Raw genomic sequence first — 20,448 nt, 5'->3', positions numbered from 1 at the left:
GGGGTGCGTCTCCCCAAGGCGCACCCCGGGTTTGCCTCCAACCCCAAGGAGCTTGCTCCATGACCCTGATTGCTCCCTCCGGTGTCGAAGTCCTGGGCCATCTCGAGCCCGGCTATCGCGACATCCTCTCCCACGAGGCGCTGACCTTCCTGGCAGGTCTGCACCGCCGTTTCGAAAAGCGCCGCCAGTCGCTGCTGCGCTATCGCAAGGAACGCCAGGCCGAACTCGACCAGGGCGCGCTGCTGACCTTCCCGCACGAAACCGCCGACATCCGCGCAGGCGAGTGGACGGTCCGTCCTGCGCCGGCCGACCTGCAGGACCGCCGTGTCGAGATCACCGGTCCGGTCGACCGCAAGATGGTGGTCAACGCGCTCAATTCCGGCGCCAAATGCTTTATGGCCGATTTCGAGGACGCGACCTCGCCGCTGTGGGCGAACCTGATTGACGGCCAGATCAATCTGCGCGACGCGATCCGCCGCGAGATCGATTTCACCGACGAGAAGTCCGGCAAGCGCTATCAGGTCAATGAGGACGCTGCAGTGCTGATCGTCCGTCCGCGCGGCTGGCATTTGGACGAGCGCCACATTCATATCAACGGCCAGGCCATGTCCGGCTCGCTGTTCGATTTCGGTCTCTATGTCTTCCACAATCACGCAGCGCTCGGGGAGCGCGGTACGGCGCCGTATTTCTACCTGCCCAAGATCGAGAGCCGGCTGGAAGCCCGCCTGTGGAGTCTGGTTTTCCAGCACGCCGAGGACGAGCTCGGCCTGGCACGCGGCACGCTGCGCGCCACGGTGCTGATCGAGACCCTGCCGGCGGCCTTCGAACTGGACGAGATACTCTACGAGCTGAAGGATCATATCGTCGGCCTCAATTGCGGCCGCTGGGACTATATCTTCAGTTATATCAAACGGCTGAAATCACGCCCGGACCACGTCCTGCCGGACCGTTCGGCGGTGACCATGACCGTGCCCTTCATGGCGGCATATTCCCGGCGCGTGATCGCGGTCTGTCACCGCCGCGGCGCCCACGCCATGGGTGGCATGTCGGCCTTCATCCCGGTGAAGGGGGACGAGGCTGCCAATGCCGCAGCCACCGAACAGGTGCGCCAGGACAAGTTGCGCGAGGTTACCAACGGGCATGACGGAACCTGGGTGGCTCACCCGGATCTCGTCCCGGTTGCCAAGGCCGTGTTCGACGAGCACATGCCGGGGCCGAACCAGATCGACCGGCCGGCCGATCCGCACGAATTGCCGGTGGCCGCCAGACATTTACTGGAGCCGCTTCAGGGCGATATCACCGATCACGGTGTTGCCGACAATATCGATGTTGCCATCCGCTATATCGCCGCCTGGCTGGGCGGGCGCGGGGCCGTGCCGATCCGCAATCTGATGGAGGACGCCGCGACTGCCGAAATCGCCCGGGCACAGTTGTGGCAATGGCGGAGTTTCGGGAAATCGACGGTTGAAGGCACTGCGATAACAGCGCCCTTCTTGGAAAACAAGATTGCCGATATCTGCGCTGCGATCCAGGACGAGGTGCCCGGTCAGACGGAGCTCACGGAACGCATCCAGGCGGCCGCGGACATTCTGGCGGATCTTGTCCTGAAGAACGGCTTCGCCGAATTCCTGACCCTGCCGGCGTATGACCGCATCACCCGGGAGCTCAAGGCTCCGATGAAGCTGATGGAGTTCGAGGACTGAGACGTGCGGAAACATCTGGTGCCGCAGAGGAAAACGGGGCCGTCAGGGCCCCGTTTTTGTTGTCTCAGCGGGCCCCCGTTGCCGGTGACGTGACCGGACGCGTATAGCCGCACAGATCCGACAGCTTCCATCCCGCGGCGGTCTGTTCGAAGCGGCAGGTCATGTAGTCGCGCCGGGAAACGCCGTATGGCGGTGGAGCCTCGGCCAGCGGGGTTCCTGGCGCCGGCGCGACCCTGTCGAAATTGTGCTGCGGATAGACCAGGACTTGACGCGTGGCATCGTTCGCCTCGGCGGCCGGGTCGTCCAGGATGCACAAGGGCGGACGCGAGAGCATGCCGATGACCGTGCCCTGGGTGATGCCTTGTGAGCCCCAGAGATGGCTGCGTACGGCCGGGTCGCCGCTGGTCAGCGCATTGCGAAGTGGACCGGCCGCCGTGGCGTCGGCGAGAGCGGCCTGGTTGTGGCTGACGATCGCGGAGAAAGCCGCCATTTCATGGGCTGCGGGTGCGCGGCAAACCGGTACGGTCTCGGTGGCGCAGGCCGACAGGGTAAGGGTGGCGATCAATCCGGTCGCGATCTTGCGCATGAAGGAACTCCGTGAACCGTTGCGGGAAAAGCGATAGCGGCTTTCGTGCGGCGGGTCGAGGGCTTGGCGTGGCAGGGCCGCGCGGTTCGATTCGCGCTACAGTGGGATTGCGGTGTAGTGTGCGTGCGGGTTGCGTACGGAGGGGGTGATGAGCGACGCCGAAGATGCCGGCGACGAAGTGTCCGGGCAGGATGTGGCGGGCGCCGATCGGGACAATGAGAGCAGCCGGCCTGCCCGGCGCCGGCGCGGGCTGATGCGCTGGCGGTTCTGGGAAAGCGAAGAGTGGGAAGCGCTGCTGGAGCGTCTGGCCATGCGCGCCTTCTGGGTCGCTTTCGGCGTCATCCTGGTGTTTGCGTTTGTCTATGCCGCCAATGGGTTTCCCTTCAACCGGGTTTTTGAAACCGTCATAGCTCTGGCCGGTGCCGCGCTGATATTTGCCTTTGCGCTGAAGTCGAACGACGGGGTGATGCGCTTCCTCGGCATGATGCTGATAGCGGCCCTGATCATCTCGCCGGACGATATCCTGCGCCTGGCGCGCAGCCTGCAGAATCAGGAGGAGGCCAGGAACGAGTCGAATATCGAGGCCGATGTTCATCGGTTCAACGTGTTCGATACCCGCACTGTGGCGCTCGATCTGCATGCCATGCTCGAGGAATTCGATCGCGAGCTGACGGTGCAGGGACGGACTCCCGCCGGTCCGGCGGGGCTCGGCAAGTTCGGCAATATCGCCACCATAGAGGACAGCATCCTGCGTGGCTTCATCGGCTGCGTGCTGGACGATGCCGTGGCCCGCAGCGTGGCGTCGTCGATGCGGTCGTCCGAGCTCTACCAGACCTATCGCACCATCCTGCTGGAGGAATTTCACGAAATCGATTTCCGGGCGCCGGACCGTGATGATATCGACGGCAATCTGGACGACCTCAAGGCCTTGGGTGTGCTGGACTATCCCGAGCAGCAACGCGGTGAATTTGCCGTGACCCGGCTAGGGTGCGCCGTGATGTGGGAATTTGAATCCCTGCGGCTTGAATATCGCCGCCGCCTGAGAAGCGGCGAGGAGCTGCCCTGTCAGGCCGAACTGAATCTCAGCAAGGATCCGCAACTTGCCGCAGCCCACACACTACCAGTTGCGCAAGCGGACCGGGCGGATCAGGAGGCTCAGCAGCGCCGCTGCATTGACGACGGACTTTCAGCGGCGCGGGCGTCGGGCCATCTGCAGCCGGACCTGCAAGCCTATTACGGCACAGCGCTGAGCTACTCGGAAGACGACTGGGCCCCCTCCCTGGATGCATTGGGACGACCCCGCCGGACTGTTGACCATGCCGGAAGCGGACAGACCCGATCCCCGATCAGCATTCAGGCCGGAGAGTGGTTCCTGGTCGAGCTGGACGGGATGGGCGAAGGTGTGCGGATCGAGGTGCGCGGCGGCGACGACTTCGATCCGGTGATGCGTCTTTACGATGCCAATGGTGGGGTCATCGACACGATCGACGACAGCGAGCAGCAAAACGGTATTTTCAGTCTGAACCCCAGCTATCGCGTGACCTCCGGCACGGCAGTGCCAGGCTATCTTGCTGTGCGAGGCTTCGGGTTCAGTGCCGGGGATGCGGTGATCTGGATCGGGTCCGCCGCGGACTGATCAACGGTTTTTCCGGTTCGCGATCAGGTCGTCGACCACGCCCGGATCGGCCAGTGTCGATGTATCGCCCAGATTGCCGAAATCGTTTTCCGCGATCTTGCGCAGAATTCGCCGCATGATCTTGCCGGAACGCGTCTTGGGCAGGCTGGGGGCAAACTGGATCAGGTCCGGCGTGGCGACCGGGCCAATCTCCTGACGCACCCATTTTTTCAGCGCATCGACGTCCTCCTCGGCCGGATCGCGTCCGCCCATCAGGGTGACATAGCAATAGATGCCCTGGCCCTTCACATCGTGGGGATAGCCCACCACCGCAGCCTCGGCGACATCGTCGTGGGCAACGAGTGCGCTCTCGATTTCCGCCGTGCCCAGCCGGTGGCCGGACACGTTGAGCACATCGTCGACCCGGCCTGTGATCCACCAGTATCCGTCCGCATCGCGCCGGGCGCCGTCGCCGGTGAAGTAATGGCCCGGATAGGTCGAGAAATAGGTCTCGAAAAAGCGCTGGTGATCGCCATAGACGGTGCGCATCTGGCCCGGCCATGACCGTGTGATGATCAGATTGCCCTCTGCTGCTCCGGCGTCCGGCAGCCGGTGCCCTTCCGCATCGACCAGGGCCGGTGCAACGCCGAAGAAGGGTTTGGTAGCCGAGCCCGGCTTCATGTCCGTTGCGCCGGGCAGGGGGGTGATCAGGGCACCGCCTGTCTCCGTCTGCCACCAGGTATCGACAATGGGGCAGCGTTCGTCGCCGACGGTCTTGTAGTACCAGGTCCAGGCCTCCGGATTGATCGGCTCCCCGACCGTCCCGAGCAGGCGCAGCGACGCGCGTGAATGCTTCCTCACCGGGCCGTCCCCTTCGCGCATGAGCGCGCGGATGGCGGTCGGGGCAGTGTAGAACGTGTTGACCTTGTGCTTGTCGACAACCTGCCAGAAACGGTCCGGCCCCGGCCAGGTCGGCACGCCCTCGAACATCAGCGTCGTCGCGCCGTTCGCCAGCGGTCCGTAGACGATATAGGTGTGGCCGGTGACCCAGCCGACATCGGCCGTGCACCAGTAGATATCGCCGGGCCTGTAGTCGAAGACGTATTCGTGTGTCATCGACGCCCAGACCATATAGCCGCCGGTCGTGTGAAGGACGCCCTTGGGCTTCCCGGTCGAGCCGGAGGTGTAGAGGATGAAGAGCGGGTCTTCCGCATTCATCGGTTCGGGCGGACAGTCGGCTGCCTGCTCCGCAACGAGGTCCGCGTAGTCGACGTCCCGTGTATCGGTCCAGGGCACCTCATTGCCCGTGCGCTTGACCACAACGACACGATCGACGTCGCCGGCATGTTCCAGCGCCTTGTCGACATTGGCCTTCAGGGGAACCGATTTGCCGCCGCGCACACCCTCGTCCGCCGTGATCACGAAGCGGCTTTCACAATCGGCAATACGTCCGGCCAGCGCGTCCGGCGAGAAACCACCGAAGACCACGGAGTGGATTGCTCCGATGCGGGCACAGGCCAGCATGGCATAGGCCGCCTCGGGGATCATCGGCATGTAGATCGTGACCCGGTCACCCTTCTGAACGCCCAGTGATTTCAGGCCGTTGGCGAGGCGGCAGACCTGTTCGTGCAAGTCGCCATAGGTGATGGTTCTTGAAACATCCGGATTGTCGCCTTCCCAGATGATCGCCGTGTTATTGGCCCGGCCGGGCAGGTGCCGGTCGATACAGTTCGCCGAGGCGTTCAGGCGGCCATCGCCGAACCAGCGGATATGCAGATCGTCCTTGTCCCAGCTGACGTCCGAGATCTCGGTGAAGGGCGTGATCCAGTCGATCCGCTTGGCTTCCTCGCGCCAGAACGTATCCGGGTCCTCGATCGACTGCCGGTATTTTTCCTCATACCCCGCCTTGTCGACAAGGGCGGAGGCGGCGCGATCCGCGTGGACGGGAAAAATCTCGTTCGGGTCGTGATGCGGCATCGGGGATGGCTCCGAAATTTGAAAATCGGTTGCGCACGTTAGCGACAGTTTCGCCCCTGGGGAACAGGACCAATTCTGCCATCGGCCGGGGCAGGGCGTCGAGCGTCCGGGACGGTGTCTAGCTGGACGCTACACCCTCGGCCCGAAGCGTCGTTTTGGGGTCGAGCGTGCGCAGGGCCGCGTAGTGCGAGAGGAAGACATTGCCGGACAATTCGTCGAACAGACCAGCCTGGATCAGCCCGTCGGCAACCGGTCCCTTCACCTCGGACAGGTGAAGCCGAATACCGGCCTCAGCCAGCCGCGCATTGATCTCGCGCAGCGAGCCCAGAGCGCTGGCATCTACAAAATTCACGGCCGGGAACATGAGCACAATGTCCGTGGTCTCGGGATGCTGCGCGGCGATGCGTGAAACCAGATCTTCGAGGAACCGCGCATTGGCGAAATAGAGCGCACTGTCCACGCGCAGGGAGTAGACGTGTGGGGACACGATCACGTCATGCCGGTCGATATTGCGGAAATGATGCGTGCCCGGCACCTGTCCCAGCCGGGCCCAGTGCGGTTGCATCGTGCGCTGCAGGATCATTCCCACCGAAACGGCAACGCCCAGTGTCAGGCCGAGTTCTACCCCCAGGAAGAGAACGCCGAAAAGGGTAAGAAATGCGGCGGCCCCGTCCGACCTTGCATAGCGCCAGGCGGCCCAGGTTTCCTTGATGTCGGCGAGCTTCCAGATCGCGGCCAGGATGGTCGCGGCCAGCGTGGCCTTGGGCAGGTGGTAGAAGGCGGGGGTAAGAAAGGCGGCGACGCCCAGGATCAGGATCGCGGTAAAGACGCCGGCAATGGGCGTTCGCGCTCCGGCGGTATCGTTGACGACAGAGCGTGCAAAACCGCCGGTGACGGGATAGCCGCCGGTGAGTGCGGCCGCGGCATTCGCCGCACCCAGGCCGACGAGTTCGCGATTGGGCAGGATGTGTTCGCGGTGTTTGGCGGCCAGTGACTGGCCGACCGACACGCTCTCGACGAAACCGATCAGGGAAATCAGCGCGGCGGGCCCGATCAGGGCCCGCCATGTTTCCAGCTCGACGACCGGGACGGCGAAAGGCGGCAGGCCGGAGGGGAGTTCGCCGACGATGGAGAGGCCGGTTGCAGCGTTGAGATCGAAGCGCCACGCGATGAGCGTGACCACCGCCACGAGTATGGCCGGCGCGGCGCGGACGAGACCGTCGGCCAGGGCGGCCGGTGTGCCGGCGCGGGCCAGCAGGCCGGGCAGGGCGGAGCGGGCCGCCAGCAGAAAGCCGAGACTGGCCAGCCCCACCACGATTGCGGTCAGCTGCACGCCGGGCATGCCTGTCAGAAAGGACAGGGTCAGCTCCGGCAGGGTGGCGCCATGCATGTCGATGCCGAGGACATGGCGCAGCTGGCTGGCGATGATCAGCACGGTCGAGGCGGTGATGAAGGCGTGAACTACCGGCCGGCTGAGAAAGTTGGCCACACTGCCCAGCCGGAACAGGCCGAACAGGAGCAGGAAGGCGCTGGAGAGCAGTGCCAGTGCGCCCGCCGCGGCCATTTTTTCGCCCGGGTCGGTCAGCTCCAGGGAGCCGATGGCAGCGGCGGTCATCAGCGAGATCACGGCAACCGGTCCGACCGCCAGAACACGGCTGGACCCGAACAGGGCGTAGGCGAACAGCGGGGCGATGGAGGCATAAAGTCCGGCCTGGGCCGGCAGGCCCGCAAGGAGGGCATAGGCCAGGCTCTGCGGCACCAGCAGGATGGCGGTGACCAGGCTTGCCAGGGCATCCGCGCCGAGCGAGGCGCGGTCATACCCTTTCAGCCAGCCGAGTCCCGGCAGGAGGCGGGCTGCGCGGTCGAGCGGCGCTTCAGACCGCATCGATCGGAAGTTTGAGATAGCGCAGCCCGTTGTCCGCCGGGTCCGGCAGGTTTCCCGCGCGCATGTTGATCTGCACCGAGGGCAGGATCAGGCGCGGCATGTCCAGCGTTGCGTCCCGCTCCGTGCGCATCTTCACAAAGGCCTCCTCGGTCGTCTCGGCATCGAGATGGATATTGTGTGCCTTCTCCTCCGCGACCGTTGTTTCCCAGGCGAAATAGTCCCGCCCGGGCGCCTTGTAGTCGTGGCACATGAAGAGGCGCGTCTCGTCGGGCAGGGCATAGATTTTCTGCACCGAGCGATACAGCTCCCGCGCATCGCCGCCGGGGAAGTCGCAGCGGGCGGTCCCGAAGTCCGGCATGAAGAGCGTGTCACCGACAAAGGCTGCGTCGCCGATATGATAGACCATGCAGGCCGGCGTGTGCCCCGGGGTCCAGATTGCCTCGGCCTCGATATTGCCGATCCTGAACGTCTCTCCGTCCTGGAAGAGATGGCCGAACTGTGAGCCGTCGCGGGCGAACCCCGGGCCGGCGTCGAACAGGTCGCCGAAAACCTTCTGCACATCGGTCACGTGGCCGCCGATCCCGATCGTGCCACCCAGTTCCTTCTGCAGGAAGGGCGCGGCGGACAGATGGTCGGCATGGACATGTGTCTCCAGAATCCACTCGACGGTGAAACCGGATTTGCGGACCTGGTCGACGATCCGGTCTGCGGATCGGGTCGAGGTCCGGCCGGACGCCTGGTCGAAATCGAGCACGGAGTCCACGATCGCCGCGCGCGCCGTTTCCGGATCGGAAACGATGTAGCTCACGGTGAACGTGTCGGGGTCGAAGAAGGACTGAACGGCAGGCTTGGACATGATCTGAAGGCTACTCCGAATGCGTTTCTCGACCCTGGATATAGTTTATGTGCATAGTCATGCAAATATGAGGTTGTGCGGCGGGCGGTCGCAGGCCGGGTCTGTGTAGCTCAAGCGGCCGGACGGCAATAGGTGTCGTAGAGGGTGGATATCAGACGGTGCAGCCGGTCGTCAGCGAGGCTGTAGTAGATGGTCTGGCCATCGCGGCGCGTCTTCACCAGGCCCTTGTTGCGAAGGATGGCCAATTGCTGCGACATCGCCTGAGTGCGCATGCCGAGGTCCTCGGCCAGCTTACCGACCGAACGTTCATTGTCCATGATCGCACAAAGGGCGAGCAGGCGGTTGGCATGGGCGAGGGTCTTCATCAGCTCTGCCATATCGTCGGCCAGCGGCTTCATGTCCTCCAGGGGCATAGCGCATCCAATACATCCGTAGATTCGCAATTAACAAGATAAAGGGGATTGCAGTCGGAACAAGCGGGGTATCGCCCGACTGCAGTCAGGAGGACGGAGATGCGTTCTTCCTGACATCGCCTATTGTATTAGCGCGCTAATACGCTATATCGGCGCACAAGGAGTGACATGCATGGACGATCAAGTGGAAGATGCGCGTACGCCGGCGCCGGACATTCAGCCCCTGTGCGAGGCGCTGCTGGCGCTGCGTGATGCCCGCGAGGCCGAGCGCTTTCTGCGCGACCTGCTGACGCCCGGGGAAGTACGCACGCTTGTCGAACGCTGGCGTGTCGCCAGGCTTCTGGACAAGGGCGGGTTTTCCTATCGTGAGATCGCCGAGATGACCGGCGCATCGACCACAACGGTCACCCGTGTCTCCCGCTTCCTCTCCCAAGAGCCCTGGCAGGGCTATCGCATCATCCTCGACCGGCTGAAGGAGCAGGCCAGTGAGTAAGCGTCTCAGAATTGCCGTCCAGAGCAAGGGCCGCCTCGCCGAAGGCGGAATGGACCTGTTGAAGCGCTGCGGGCTTCGCTTTGCCTATGGCCGCGACAAGCTGCATCAGCGCGCCGAGAACATGGCGGTCGACCTGATGCTGGTGCGGGATGACGATATTCCGAATTTTGTCGGCTCCGGAGCCTGCGACTACGGCATTGTCGGCGAGAATGTGCTGCGCGAGGAACAGGCATCCGGCGGGCGTGCGCGGGAGCTGGACGTGGCGTTGCGCCTCGGGTTTGCCGGCTGCACGCTCAAACTGGCCGCGCCTCACGGCGGGCCTGTACAATCGGTCGCCGATCTCGCTGGCAAGGCCATCGCGACATCCTATCCGGCGCTGACGGCGCGATATCTGGCAGAGCGTGGTATCGATGCCGAGATCGTGGAAATGCGGGGATCGGTGGAGGTTGCGCCGCGCCTGCGGATCGCGGACGCGATCTGTGACCTTGTGTCTTCGGGTGCGACGCTTCAGGCCAATGGGCTGGAAGCCTTCGAGACCGTGCTTGAAAGCGAGGCGGTGCTGATCCGGCGCAGCTCGGGCCGCGACGCCGAGACCGATGCCGTCGCCGATGTGTTGATGCGCCGGGCCGAAGGCGTGATCGCCTGTGCCCAGACCAAGTACATCATGCTGAACGCGCCGACGGACCGGCTCGATGCGATCCGCGGTCTCCTACCGGGCGCCGACGCGCCCACAATTGCCCGGGTCGCCGGCCGCGACGACGTGGTGGCGATGCACGCCGTCTGCCGCGAACGGGTTTTCTGGGAAACGCTCGAAGCTCTGGAAAAGGAGGGCGCACGCGCCATCCTCGTCCTTCCGATCGAGAAAATGCTCGCCTGAGGCTGTTATGCTGGACAAAGTGATCTGGAACGAAGCGACCCCGCAGGCGCGGCGCCGGGCACTGGCCCGTCCGGCGGAGACAGGTACGGCCGATGCGGCGGCGCGTGAGATCGTCGACGCCGTGCGCGGGCGTGGCGACGAGGCGGTACGGGCTTATGCCGCACGATTGGACGGCTATGCGCCGGAAGACTTTCGTGTGTCGGTTGAAGCAATCGCAACGGCGCGTGCAGCGATGGAACCCGCCGATGCCGAGGCCATAAAGGCGGCTGCGGATGCGGTGCGGCGTTTCCACGTCAAACAGGGCTATTCCGGCTATTCGGTCGAGACTTGGCCAGGTGTCACGGCGTCCCGGCGTACCACGCCTGTCGATGTTGCGGCACTCTACGTTCCGGCCGGCAGCGCGCCGCTGGTGTCCACACTTGTGATGCTGGCAGTCCCGGCCCAGCTGGCCGGTGTACCGCGCATCGTCGTCGTCGCGCCGCCTGCCGGCGAGGGTGGCGTGAATCCGGCGCTCCTCGCGACGGCCGGCCTGCTGGGTATCGACGAGGTCTATGCCATTGGCGGCGCCCAGGCGATTGCCGCGCTGGCCACGGGTTCGGCCGGCCTGCCGCGCGCCGACAAGATATTCGGTCCCGGCAATGCCTATGTAGCCGCAGCCAAGGCCTATGTGGCCGGTTTGCCGGGCGGTCCCGCCATCGATCTGCCGGCCGGTCCCAGCGAGGTTATGGTGATCGCGGATAACGGGGCCGATCCGGAGCTCGTCGCCAGCGATCTGTTGAGTCAGGCCGAGCACGACCCGGCCGCCCAGGTGATCCTGGTCTGCTACGAAGAGCTGACCCGCGAGCGTGTCATCGCCGCGGTCGAGGCTCAGCTCGGGCGACTGCCCCGCGCCGGCATCGCGCGCGCAGCGCTGGCACAGTCGCGCGCGGTCGTGTGCGACACGCCCGAAGACGCGGCTGAGGTAGCCAATACCTACGCTCCGGAACACCTGATCCTGCAGACCGACAATGCCGAACGCCTGGTCGGGCTGGTGCGTCATGCCGGCTCGATTTTCGTCGGGTCCTGGACGCCCGAAGCAGCCGGCGATTACGCCGCCGGTCCCAACCACACCCTGCCCACCGGCGGGGCGGGCCGGGCCTATGGCGGGGTCACGGTCGAAGCGTTCCAGAAGACGACCACCATCCTGCGTGCCAGTCCTCAGGGCGCGGCCGCGATGGCACCGGCGGTCGAGCGGCTGGCGGCGCTGGAAGGCCTGGACGCGCACGCGACCGCCATGCGCCTGCGCCGCGAACGGGCCGAAGCCCTCAAACCGGATACGGCTGACGGCCGCCCCCGCGCCGGCACGAAGCGCCGCAAGACCGCCGAGACCGATGTCACCGTGACCGTCAATCTCGACCGGGACGGCCCGAACCGTATTGCAACGGGCGTGGGTTATTTCAACCACATGCTCGAACAGGTGGCCAGGCACGGCGGGATCGCGCTGGACGTTGCGGTGGAGGGCGATCTCCACATCGACGCCCACCATACGATCGAGGATGTCTGCCTGACCTTCGGCGAAGCCTTGCGCGAGGCGCTGGGCGACAAGCGCGGGATTGCCCGTTTCGGTTTCGAACTGCCCATGGACGAAAGCCGGGCGGCGGTGTGGATCGATTTGTCCGGACGGCCCTTCGCCCGTTTCGAGGGCGAGATCCCGGGCGACAGCGTCGGTGAATTTCCGGTCGAGATGACAGGCCATGCCTTCCGCTCCATCGCGGAGAGCCTGGGCGCGGCCATTCACGTGAAGGTGGAGGGCGAGAATGCTCATCACATGGTGGAAAGCTGCTTCAAGGCTTTCGGACGGGCGTTGCGTTCGGCCGTGCGGATCGAGGGCGAGGCCTTGCCGTCCACCAAGGGTGTCCTGGCATGACCATCGGTCTGATCGATACGGGCTGCGCCAATATTGCGTCCGTGCGGTTCGCGCTGGAGCGGGCCGGACTCAACCATGTTGTCGTGCGCGATGCCGACGAGACCGGCGATTGCGACCGGCTGATACTGCCGGGCGTCGGGGCGGCCGGTCCGGCCATGGACCGTCTGCGCGCGCGGGGATGGGACGTTTCGCTGCGCATCGACGGCCGGCCGCTGCTGGGCATCTGTTTGGGCATGCAATTATTGTTTGAAACCTCGGACGAGGGCAATGCGGCCTGTCTCGAACTGCTGCCGGGCCAGGTGCGGCAATTGCCGCGGACGGACGGTCTGGTCTGGCCGCACATGGGCTGGAATACGCTGGAGGCGCCGGCCGCCGACGAGCCGCTGCTGCGGGGCATTCCCGCCGGCACACATGTCTATTTCGTCCACGGATTCTATGTGCCGGCAGGAGCGGTGACCCGGGCGCAGTGCGATTACGGTGCCGCCATTTCGGCCATTGTGCGCCGGGAGCACGTGTCCGGCTGCCAGTTTCACCCGGAGCGCTCCGGCTTGGCCGGGGCGAGAATTCTCTCAAATTTTGCGAGCATTTAGCGTGATACTATACCCGGCAATCGATCTTCTGGACGGCCGTGTCGTGCGCCTGCACAAGGGCGAGTTCGATGCCGTCACCGATTATGGCGACGACCCGGTCGCCGTGGCTGAACGTTTCGGCGAGGCTGGGGCGAGCTGGATCCATGTCGTCGACCTGTCCGGCGCCCGCGACGGCCAGCGCAGGCAGAGCGACACCATCCGGGCCCTGTGCCGGACGGGGCTGCGCGTGCAGACCGGGGGCGGCGTCCGCTCGGCCGAGGATGTCGAGAGCCTGCTGGCGATGGATGTCGAACGGGTGATCGTCGGCTCGCTTGCCGTGACGGATCCGGAACGCGTCGGCGAATGGATCGGCCGCTACGGGGCCGACCGTATCACGCTGGCGCTGGATGTGCGCCGGGTTGCGGGGCAGTACCGGCCGGCCCTGTCGGGCTGGACCGATCTGATGATGACCACGCTGGACGATGTCATGAAAGCCTATGACGGTTCGGGTCTGGCCCATGCCCTGGTCACAGATATCGGCCGCGATGGCGATCTCTCGGGTCCCAACCTCTTGCTTTACAAGGGTTTGACCGAACGGTTCCCGGATGTGGCCTGGCAGGCCTCCGGCGGTATTGCCTCGCTGGAGGATATCGAGGCGGTGCGTGGAACCGGGGTGGCGGGGGCGATTTCGGGCAAGGCGCTCTATGAGGGCCGTTTCACGCTGGAGGAGGCGCTGGAATGCTCGCAAGACGCATAATTCCCTGCCTCGACGTGCGCGACGGCCGCGTGGTGAAGGGTGTGAAATTCCGCAATCACGAGGATGTCGGCGGCATTGTGGAACTGGCCCGGCGCTACGCCCGTGAGGGCGCGGATGAGCTTGTTTTCTATGACATAACGGCGTCGGCACGCGGTGCCACGGTGGAGCCGGAATGGGTCAGTGCGGTGGCCCGGGAGATCGATATTCCCTTCTGCGTGGCCGGCGGTATCCGCTCCGTCGACGATGCCCGGGCGCGGCTGTTTGCGGGGGCGGACAAGATTTCGGTGAACTCCCCGGCGCTGGAAAATCCGGGCCTGATCGACGCCCTGGCGCGTGAATTCGGGTGTCAGTGTGTGGTCCTCGGCGTCGATAGCCGGCTCATAGCCGGCCAATGGCGGGTGCACCAGTTCACCGGCGACCCCGACAAGACGCGCACGGTCGAACGCCGCACGCTGGACTGGATCGCCGAGGGCATCGATCGCGGCGCGGGCGAGGTCGTGCTGAACTGCATGGACATGGACGGGGTGCGCGACGGATACGATATCGAGCAACTGGCCGCGGCGCGGGCGGCCTGTTCAACGCCTTTGATCGCTTCGGGCGGGGCCGGGCGGAAAGAGCACTTCAAATCCGCCTTCGAATTGGCCAATGTCGACGGTGCGCTGGCGGCCAGTGTATTTCACAAGAGGGTCATGGAGATAGGCGAGTTAAAGGCCTATCTTGGTGCCGAGGGGATCAGGGTCAGATCATGATCGATGCGACAAGCCTGGACTGGAACAAGTCCGACGGGCTCATTCCGGCCATTGTCCAGGACCATGCCACGCGTCAGGTACTGATGCTGGGCTACATGAATGAAGAGGCGCTGGCCCGGACGGTCGGCACCGGCAAGGTGCATTTCTACTCGCGCTCGAAACAGGCGCTGTGGAAGAAGGGCGAGACGTCGGGCAACACCTTCAAGCTGGTGAATATTGCGGCCGACTGTGACAGCGATGCGCTTCTGGTGGAGGTCAAGCCGAAGGGGCCGGCCTGCCACAAGGAGACGGTGAGCTGTTTCGGCGACGATCCGGGCCCCGGCCTCGGCTTTCTGGCGCATCTGCGCACGATTATCCGCAAGCGCAAGAAGGACAAGCCCAAGGGGTCCTATGTCGGCGGACTGATGGCGCGGGCACCGAAGCGTCCGGCCCAGAAGGTTGGCGAGGAGGGGGTCGAGGTTGCCATGGCCGCCGTCTCCGAATCGAAGGCGGCGCTGAAGACAGAGGCGGCCGATCTGCTCTTCCATCTGATGGTGCTTCTGGAATCGCGTGATTTGAGCCTGGACGATGTCGTCACGGTTCTGCGCCGGCGCCATGCGGTGCGCGCGGCCAAGAGCGCGCGGAGCTGACGGTTCCGGACGGGCCGCCTCTCCGCGCAGGGACAGGACTTGGAGTGAAGGCGTTTAGGGGAAGGTCTATGCGGTTTCCGTGGGCAGTGCTTGGTGTGGTCCTGTCGGCCGCAGGTGCCGCAGCCCAGGATGTGATCGTGATCACCGGCGACCGGGCGGGCGAGGCGCGGGCCGGGACCGCCCTGCCGGTCTCCGTCATCGATGCCGCGGAAATCGCAGCCGTCGCACCCCAGCATCCCGCCGAACTCCTCAATCGCGAACCCGGCGTCTTCCTCAATCGCGGCAATGGCGCGGAACACCTCACGGCCATTCGCTCGCCGGTCCTCACCGGCGGGGCGGGCGCCGGCTCCTTCCTCTATCTGGAGGACGGTATTCCGCTGCGTGCGGCCGGCTTTGCCAATGTGAACGGACTGTTCGAGGATATCGGCCCGCTGGCCGGCGCGGTGGAAGTGCTGCGCGGTCCCGGACCGGCGCTCTACGGATCGAACGCCCTGCACGGGCTGGTCAATACGCGCACGCCCGATCCGGCCGCAACGCCGTCGCGCCTGGTCGCCGAGGCCGGCAGTTTCGGACGCTATCGCGGCGAGATCCTGCACGCGCGGGCCGGCGAGGATGTTGCGGCCCTGATGGCCCTGTCCGGCCGCCACGAGGATGGCTGGCGCGAGGATGCCGGGCTCGACCATGTCCGGGCGCTGGTGCGCGCCGACGGGGCGTCAGCGGGCGTGGACTGGCGTTTCACGGCCAGCCTGGTTCAGCTTGGCCAGGAAACCGCCGGCTATGTCCCGGACTATCGCGATCGTGCCGTGGCGCGCGCCAATGGCGATCCGGAAGCCTTCCGCGATGCCGTTGCTGCCCGCATGAGCCTGCGCCTGGAAGGCGAGGCGGCGGCGCACTGGTCATGGTCGCTGACGCCCTATTGGCGATCCAACGCAATGGATTTCCGCATGCATTTCTTCCCCGGCGATCCACTGGAGGAAAGCGGGCACTCCTCGGCCGGGCTGAACGCCGCGCTGGTGCGCGACACCGGAGCGGTGCGCGTGACCCTCGGCGCGGATGCCGAAGCGACACAGGGCTGGCTGCGCGAGACCCAGGAGGCGCCAACGGTATTCTCCTTCGTCCAGGGCGACCACTACGACTACACGGTCGATGCCGCGGTGGCGGCGCTTTACGCCCAGGCGCGCTGGCAGCTGCTTCCGGTGCTGAACCTGCAGGCTGGCGCGCGCTGGGAACAGACCCGGTTCGACTACGACAACCGCCTGCCGGACGGTGTGGCGGGGCGGTATTTGCGCCTGCCCGACCGGTCCGACGATTTCGAGACCTTCACGCCGAACATCGGATTTGTCTGGCAAGTTGCAGAAAATGCGGATGTTTTCGGTCGTATCGCACGCGGGGCAAGGGCCCCGCAAACCGCCGAACTCTATCGTCTCCAGCCCGGTCAGACGATCGCCGGCATCCAGCCGGAAACCCTCGACAGCGCCGAGCTGGGCTGGCGCCGCGCGGTCGGCGGGGCCAGCCTCGAGCTTGTCGCCTACGCGATGCGCAAGCGCCATGTCTTCTTTCGCGATGCCGACGGTTTCAACGTCACCGACGGCGCCACCCGCCATGCCGGGATCGAGTTCGACTTCGCCTGGCCCGTCACCGAAACGCTGGAACTGGGCCTGACCGGAACGCATGCCCGTCACACCTATGATTTCGACCGGCCGGTGGGCACGGCCTCGGAGGGTATTGCCGATGGCGACGACATCGACACGGCGCCGCGCTGGCTGTGGTCGGGGCGTCTGGGCTGGACTCCGGCCGGCCGTGCCGCGCTGGATCTGGAATGGCAGCATGTCGGTGACTACTATACCGACGCGGCGAACGATCACGCCTATGAGGGCCATGATCTCCTGCACCTGCGCGCCCGCTATCGCCTGGGCGACAATGCGCAGGCCTATGTGATTGTACGCAATCTGACGGACGAGACCTATGCCGAACGCGCCGATTACGCTTTCGGCAATGCGCGCTACTTCCCCGGCGAGCCGCGCGGCGTGTCGCTGGGTGTGCGCGTGACGCGGTGAGCGCGGGCCTGCTAGGCTGGCGCGATTGAATTGGGGAGACAGATCATGACACGGTTCTTGACGGCCATGGCTGCCGTGGCGCTGGCCTCGGCGGCCTGCGCCCAGGATTATGTCCCGCCGCGCGGCGATGCGGCCTGGGAACGCCGCGATCCGGCCGAGCTGGGGCTGGACCCGGCCGCCCTGCAGGATGCCGTCGATTTCGCCATCGCCAATGAGACCGCTCCGCCCGAGGGCTGGGAGGGGGTCGATGCGCGCGATCTTTCGCTCATGGTGCCGCTGACCTGGGCCTTCGAACCGCATTCCAGCCCGTTGGGCGAGCTGCGCCCGCGCGGAGCCCCGGCCGGCATCATCCTGCGCGACGGTTATATCGTGGCCGAATGGGGCGATCTGGAGCGGGTCGACATGACGTTCTCCATCTCCAAGACATTCCTGTCGCACACGATCGGCCTCGCCGTCGCCGACGGGCTGATCGGCGATGTGCACGACACCGTGTCCGGCGATGTCGCCGATCCGCTCTTCCACACCGGTCACAATGCGCCGATCACCTGGGACCAGATGCTGCGCCAGACCTCGGGCTGGTGGGGCACGCTGTTCGGAAAGCCGGCCTGGGCCGACCGGCCCGCGCGCGACAATCCGGCGCGGGACCTTGTGGCCGGCCCGCCCGCACCGGGGTCGGCCTGGGAATACAATGATGTCCGCGTGAATGCGCTGGCCCTGGCGGGGCTGCATGTCTGGCAGCGGGAACTGCCCGACGTGCTGGCCGAACGCATCATGGATCCGATCGGGTCGTCCGGCACGTGGGAATGGCATGGCTATGAAAACAGCCGTGTGCGGATCGGCGGTGAGGATATGTGGTCGGTCTCGGGTGGCGGGCATTGGGGTGGCGGGATGATGATTTCCGCCTACGACCAGGCACGTTTCGGCCTTCTGGGCCTGCGCCGCGGCGATTGGGGCGGCGAGCAATTGGTGCCGGAAAGCTTCTACGACGCGGCCGAGACACCGACCGGCGTGATGCCCTCCTACGGCTACATGAATTTCTTCCTCAACACGCCGGGCGATGAACGCGCCGCGATCTCCGTGGACGAGGCACCGGCGGGCAGTTTCGCCTGGCTGGGTGCGGGGGCGAACATGATCTATGTCGACCGCGAAAACCGCATCGTCGCCGTGGTCCGCTGGATCGAGTCGGGCCAGCGCGGCGAATTCATCCGGCGCCTGATGGCGGCCGTGGAATAAGGGAGATTTTCCCGGTTCTCCGGACGCGCGGCAGCGCTAACCGGGCCCGAAGCGTTCCGTCATGGAATGGCGGGTGCCGGGATGGGTGAGACGGGCATAGGTGACGACGTCTTCATTGTGGAAGGTGCGCCTTTCCAGCACCAGGAGCGCCGCGCCCGGTGCGACGCCCAGGCGCCGGGCCTGTTCGGGTGTGGCGTTGACGGCCGAGACTGTGTGTTCGGCCTCGGTCCAGGGTGTGGCGCGCTGCAGCCAGCCGCTCGGGCTCTGCCCGGAAAAGTCGGCCCTGCCGGCTTGCGGCAACAGGGCCAGGTTGATCCAGCGTTCCTCGTATTCGACGATCTCGCCGTCGGCCGTGTGCAGGCACTGTACGTGCTGCAGTCGCGCCCCGTGTGCCAGGCGCATGCGCTTGGCGATGGTGTCGGGCGCCGGCACGGTCTCGTTGACCTCGCAGCGATAGCCATAGACCTGGCCGCGGGCCGGGATGGCGCTGGCCATGTCGACGATCTTGAGAATGGCCGAGGGCGACTCGGGTTGCGCCACGAATGTGCCGGCCCGGCGTTTGCGCACCAGCAGACCCTCTTCGGTGAGTTCCTTGAGTGCGCGGTTGATCGTCATGCGGGCCGTTTCAAGATAGTCGCTCAGCTGGGCTTCCGACGGCAGCCGGTCGCCGGGCTTCCAGCTGCCCGACCGGATCAGGCCCGAAATCGCGCGCTTGATCTGGTCATAGACCGGACCCTGTCCGTCCAGCCGGATATCGTCACATTGGCGGTTCATCAGGCCGGCTCCAGAATGTCTGCCAGGACGCGATGCCAGGCCGATACCACAGGGTCGCGCGCAAGAGCACGTCCCCCGTGCACACAGGCCCGGCCGCCGACATGGACCGAGCGCACCAGGCGGCTGTCGCCGCTGAACAGCCAGCTGTCCAGCAGCTTGTCGCCCCTGCGCCCGGACAGGACGGGATGATCGGTGTCCAGCTCGACAAGGTCGGCGCGCTGTCCGGGAGCAATCGCGCCGGAAGCCTGCCCCAGCGCCCGGGCGCCGCCGGCCAGGGCCGCGTCGAACAGGGTGCGTCCGGTGCTGGCACGGGGTGCTGCAAGGACATTGCGCCGGCGTGCGGTGAGACGGGCGCCGTATTCCAGAAGCCGCAGCTCTTCGGCCAGGTCGATGCGGATATGACTGTCCGAGCCGATGCCGATCCGTCCGCCCGCCGCGAGATAGTCGGCGGCCGGAAACAGGCCGTCGCCCAGATTGGCTTCGGTCAGGGGGCACAGGCCGGCCACGGCGCCTGACACGGCCAGATCGCGTGTCTCGCCGGCATCCATGTGGGTGGCGTGGATCAGGCACCAGCGATCGTCCACGGGCTGATGGTTGAAGAGATGGCGCACCGGCCGCACGCCCGTCGCGGCGAGGCAGTCATCCACTTCCGCGGTCTGTTCGGCGATGTGAATATGGACCGGCCCGCCGTCGGCAAGCGGCAAAATCGCGGCGATGTCGTCCATGTCCGCTGCGCGAAGCGAATGCGGGGCGATGCCGGTCCGGGCATGCCGCAGCCGCCGCGTGTGCCCAAGCGCGGCCTCGAGCAGACGGGCATAGCTGTCGGGATCGTTGAGAAAGCGGCGCTGGCCGTCGCCGGGCTGTTGCCGGCCGAAGCCGGACCAGCGGTAGAAGACGGGCAGGAGGGTGAGGGCGATCCCCGTCCGGCCGGCGGCGGCGCAGATGCGTCCGGCCATTTCCGCCGGATCGTCATAGGCCGAACCGTCAGGCGCGTGGTGGAGATAGTGGAACTCGCCGACACTGGTGAAGCCCGCCTCCAGCATCTCGATCTGCACCATGGAGGCGATCACCTCGACATGGTCGGGGCTGAGACGCTCGTTGAAGGCGTACATCAGCTGGCGCCAGGACCAGAAACTGTCCTCTCCGGCGCCGCGGACTTCCGTCAGCCCGGCCATGGCGCGCTGGAAGCTGTGCGAGTGGAGATTGGCCATGCCCGGCACCACCGTACCCAGCCGGATCGCGCCGGGTGCCGGATCGCTGTCCGGTGTTATCTGCGCTAGGCTGCCGGTCTCATCCACACGGATCGAGACCCGGCTGGCCCATCCGGCTGGCAGAAGGCAGGTCTCGGCATGAAATTCAGTCATCGCGG

18 protein-coding genes are annotated in these 20,448 nt (G+C 65.7%); 11 read left to right on the top strand and 7 right to left on the bottom strand.

Annotated elements, in window-relative coordinates; all coding sequences use genetic code 11:
- The first annotated feature begins 59 nt into the window (after positions 1–59).
- A complete protein-coding gene (gene aceB, locus Q1U94_RS07175; protein WP_300543012.1) occupies positions 60–1,703 on the top strand; it encodes a malate synthase A in 1,644 nt (547 codons plus the stop codon).
- 64 nt (positions 1,704–1,767) lie between these two features.
- Here the strand turns inward: aceB and Q1U94_RS07170 are convergent, their stop codons facing one another.
- Complete coding sequence (locus Q1U94_RS07170) at positions 1,768–2,289, bottom strand: hypothetical protein (protein ID WP_300543011.1); 522 nt, start codon at positions 2,287–2,289, stop codon at positions 1,768–1,770.
- A 148-nt stretch (positions 2,290–2,437) separates the two neighbouring features.
- Here Q1U94_RS07170 and Q1U94_RS07165 point away from each other — a divergent pair, with 148 nt between their 5' ends.
- The gene (locus Q1U94_RS07165) at positions 2,438–3,925 is read left to right on the top strand and encodes a hypothetical protein (RefSeq protein WP_300543010.1); all 1,488 of its coding nucleotides are present in this window, start codon (positions 2,438–2,440) and stop codon (positions 3,923–3,925) included.
- Here Q1U94_RS07165 and acs read toward each other — a convergent pair whose 3' ends face one another.
- From acs to Q1U94_RS07145, 4 genes are all read right to left on the bottom strand, one after another.
- A complete protein-coding gene (acs, locus tag Q1U94_RS07160; protein WP_300543008.1) occupies positions 3,926–5,881 on the bottom strand; it encodes an acetate--CoA ligase in 1,956 nt (651 codons plus the stop codon). It lies immediately after the preceding gene.
- A 118-nt stretch (positions 5,882–5,999) separates the two neighbouring features.
- The gene (gene sulP / locus Q1U94_RS07155) at positions 6,000–7,766 is read right to left on the bottom strand and encodes a SulP family inorganic anion transporter (RefSeq protein ID WP_300543007.1); all 1,767 of its coding nucleotides are present in this window, start codon (positions 7,764–7,766) and stop codon (positions 6,000–6,002) included.
- Complete coding sequence (locus Q1U94_RS07150) at positions 7,756–8,622, bottom strand: MBL fold metallo-hydrolase (RefSeq protein WP_300543005.1); 867 nt, start codon at positions 8,620–8,622, stop codon at positions 7,756–7,758. The genes sulP and Q1U94_RS07150 overlap by 11 nt, the downstream gene beginning before the upstream one ends.
- A gap of 110 nt (positions 8,623–8,732) precedes the next feature.
- Positions 8,733–9,035 (bottom strand): metalloregulator ArsR/SmtB family transcription factor, encoded by a 303-nt coding sequence (locus Q1U94_RS07145; RefSeq protein ID WP_300543004.1) that lies wholly within the window; start codon positions 9,033–9,035, stop codon positions 8,733–8,735.
- A gap of 172 nt (positions 9,036–9,207) precedes the next feature.
- Here Q1U94_RS07145 and Q1U94_RS07140 point away from each other — a divergent pair, with 172 nt between their 5' ends.
- The 9 genes from Q1U94_RS07140 to Q1U94_RS07100 all read left to right on the top strand — a co-directional run bounded on the left by Q1U94_RS07140 (position 9,208) and on the right by Q1U94_RS07100 (position 18,305).
- Positions 9,208–9,528, top strand: coding sequence for a YerC/YecD family TrpR-related protein (locus Q1U94_RS07140; RefSeq protein WP_300543003.1), 321 nt, complete (start codon positions 9,208–9,210; stop codon positions 9,526–9,528).
- Positions 9,521–10,405: an ATP phosphoribosyltransferase gene (gene hisG / locus Q1U94_RS07135; RefSeq protein WP_300543001.1), complete on the top strand. Its 885-nt coding sequence runs from the start codon at positions 9,521–9,523 to the stop codon at positions 10,403–10,405. The genes Q1U94_RS07140 and hisG overlap by 8 nt, the downstream gene beginning before the upstream one ends.
- 7 nt (positions 10,406–10,412) lie before the next feature.
- Positions 10,413–12,311 carry a histidinol dehydrogenase gene (hisD, locus tag Q1U94_RS07130; RefSeq protein WP_300543000.1) on the top strand — a complete coding sequence of 633 codons (1,899 nt, stop codon included), beginning with the start codon at positions 10,413–10,415 and terminating at the stop codon, positions 12,309–12,311.
- Positions 12,308–12,901, top strand: a complete 594-nt coding sequence (gene hisH, locus Q1U94_RS07125; protein ID WP_300542999.1) for an imidazole glycerol phosphate synthase subunit HisH — start codon at positions 12,308–12,310, stop codon at positions 12,899–12,901. The genes hisD and hisH overlap by 4 nt, the downstream gene beginning before the upstream one ends.
- A gap of 1 nt (position 12,902) precedes the next feature.
- Positions 12,903–13,637 (top strand): 1-(5-phosphoribosyl)-5-[(5-phosphoribosylamino)methylideneamino]imidazole-4-carboxamide isomerase, encoded by a 735-nt coding sequence (hisA, locus tag Q1U94_RS07120; protein WP_300542997.1) that lies wholly within the window; start codon positions 12,903–12,905, stop codon positions 13,635–13,637.
- The gene (gene hisF / locus Q1U94_RS07115) at positions 13,619–14,386 is read left to right on the top strand and encodes an imidazole glycerol phosphate synthase subunit HisF (RefSeq protein WP_300542996.1); all 768 of its coding nucleotides are present in this window, start codon (positions 13,619–13,621) and stop codon (positions 14,384–14,386) included. The genes hisA and hisF overlap by 19 nt, the downstream gene beginning before the upstream one ends.
- Positions 14,383–15,015, top strand: coding sequence for a bifunctional phosphoribosyl-AMP cyclohydrolase/phosphoribosyl-ATP diphosphatase HisIE (gene hisIE, locus Q1U94_RS07110; RefSeq protein ID WP_300542995.1), 633 nt, complete (start codon positions 14,383–14,385; stop codon positions 15,013–15,015). The genes hisF and hisIE overlap by 4 nt, the downstream gene beginning before the upstream one ends.
- Before the next feature lie 68 nt (positions 15,016–15,083).
- Positions 15,084–17,072, top strand: a complete 1,989-nt coding sequence (locus Q1U94_RS07105; protein ID WP_300542994.1) for a TonB-dependent receptor — start codon at positions 15,084–15,086, stop codon at positions 17,070–17,072.
- Positions 17,073–17,117: 45 nt separating this feature from the next.
- The gene (locus Q1U94_RS07100; protein ID WP_300542993.1) at positions 17,118–18,305 is read left to right on the top strand and encodes a serine hydrolase; all 1,188 of its coding nucleotides are present in this window, start codon (positions 17,118–17,120) and stop codon (positions 18,303–18,305) included.
- 36 nt (positions 18,306–18,341) lie between these two features.
- On the opposite strand, the gene Q1U94_RS07095 is transcribed toward Q1U94_RS07100, so the two are convergent.
- The gene (locus tag Q1U94_RS07095) at positions 18,342–19,079 is read right to left on the bottom strand and encodes a UTRA domain-containing protein (protein ID WP_300542992.1); all 738 of its coding nucleotides are present in this window, start codon (positions 19,077–19,079) and stop codon (positions 18,342–18,344) included.
- Positions 19,079–20,443 (bottom strand): formimidoylglutamate deiminase, encoded by a 1,365-nt coding sequence (locus tag Q1U94_RS07090; RefSeq protein ID WP_300542990.1) that lies wholly within the window; start codon positions 20,441–20,443, stop codon positions 19,079–19,081. The genes Q1U94_RS07095 and Q1U94_RS07090 overlap by 1 nt, the downstream gene beginning before the upstream one ends.
- Positions 20,444–20,448 lie beyond the last annotated feature (5 nt).

Source organism: Maricaulis sp. (assembly GCF_030149515.1).
Taxonomy (GTDB): Bacteria; Pseudomonadota; Alphaproteobacteria; order Caulobacterales; family Maricaulaceae; genus Maricaulis.
The sequence above is the reverse complement of the archived record's forward strand: the minus strand, read 5'-3'. Positions and strand labels throughout refer to the sequence as shown.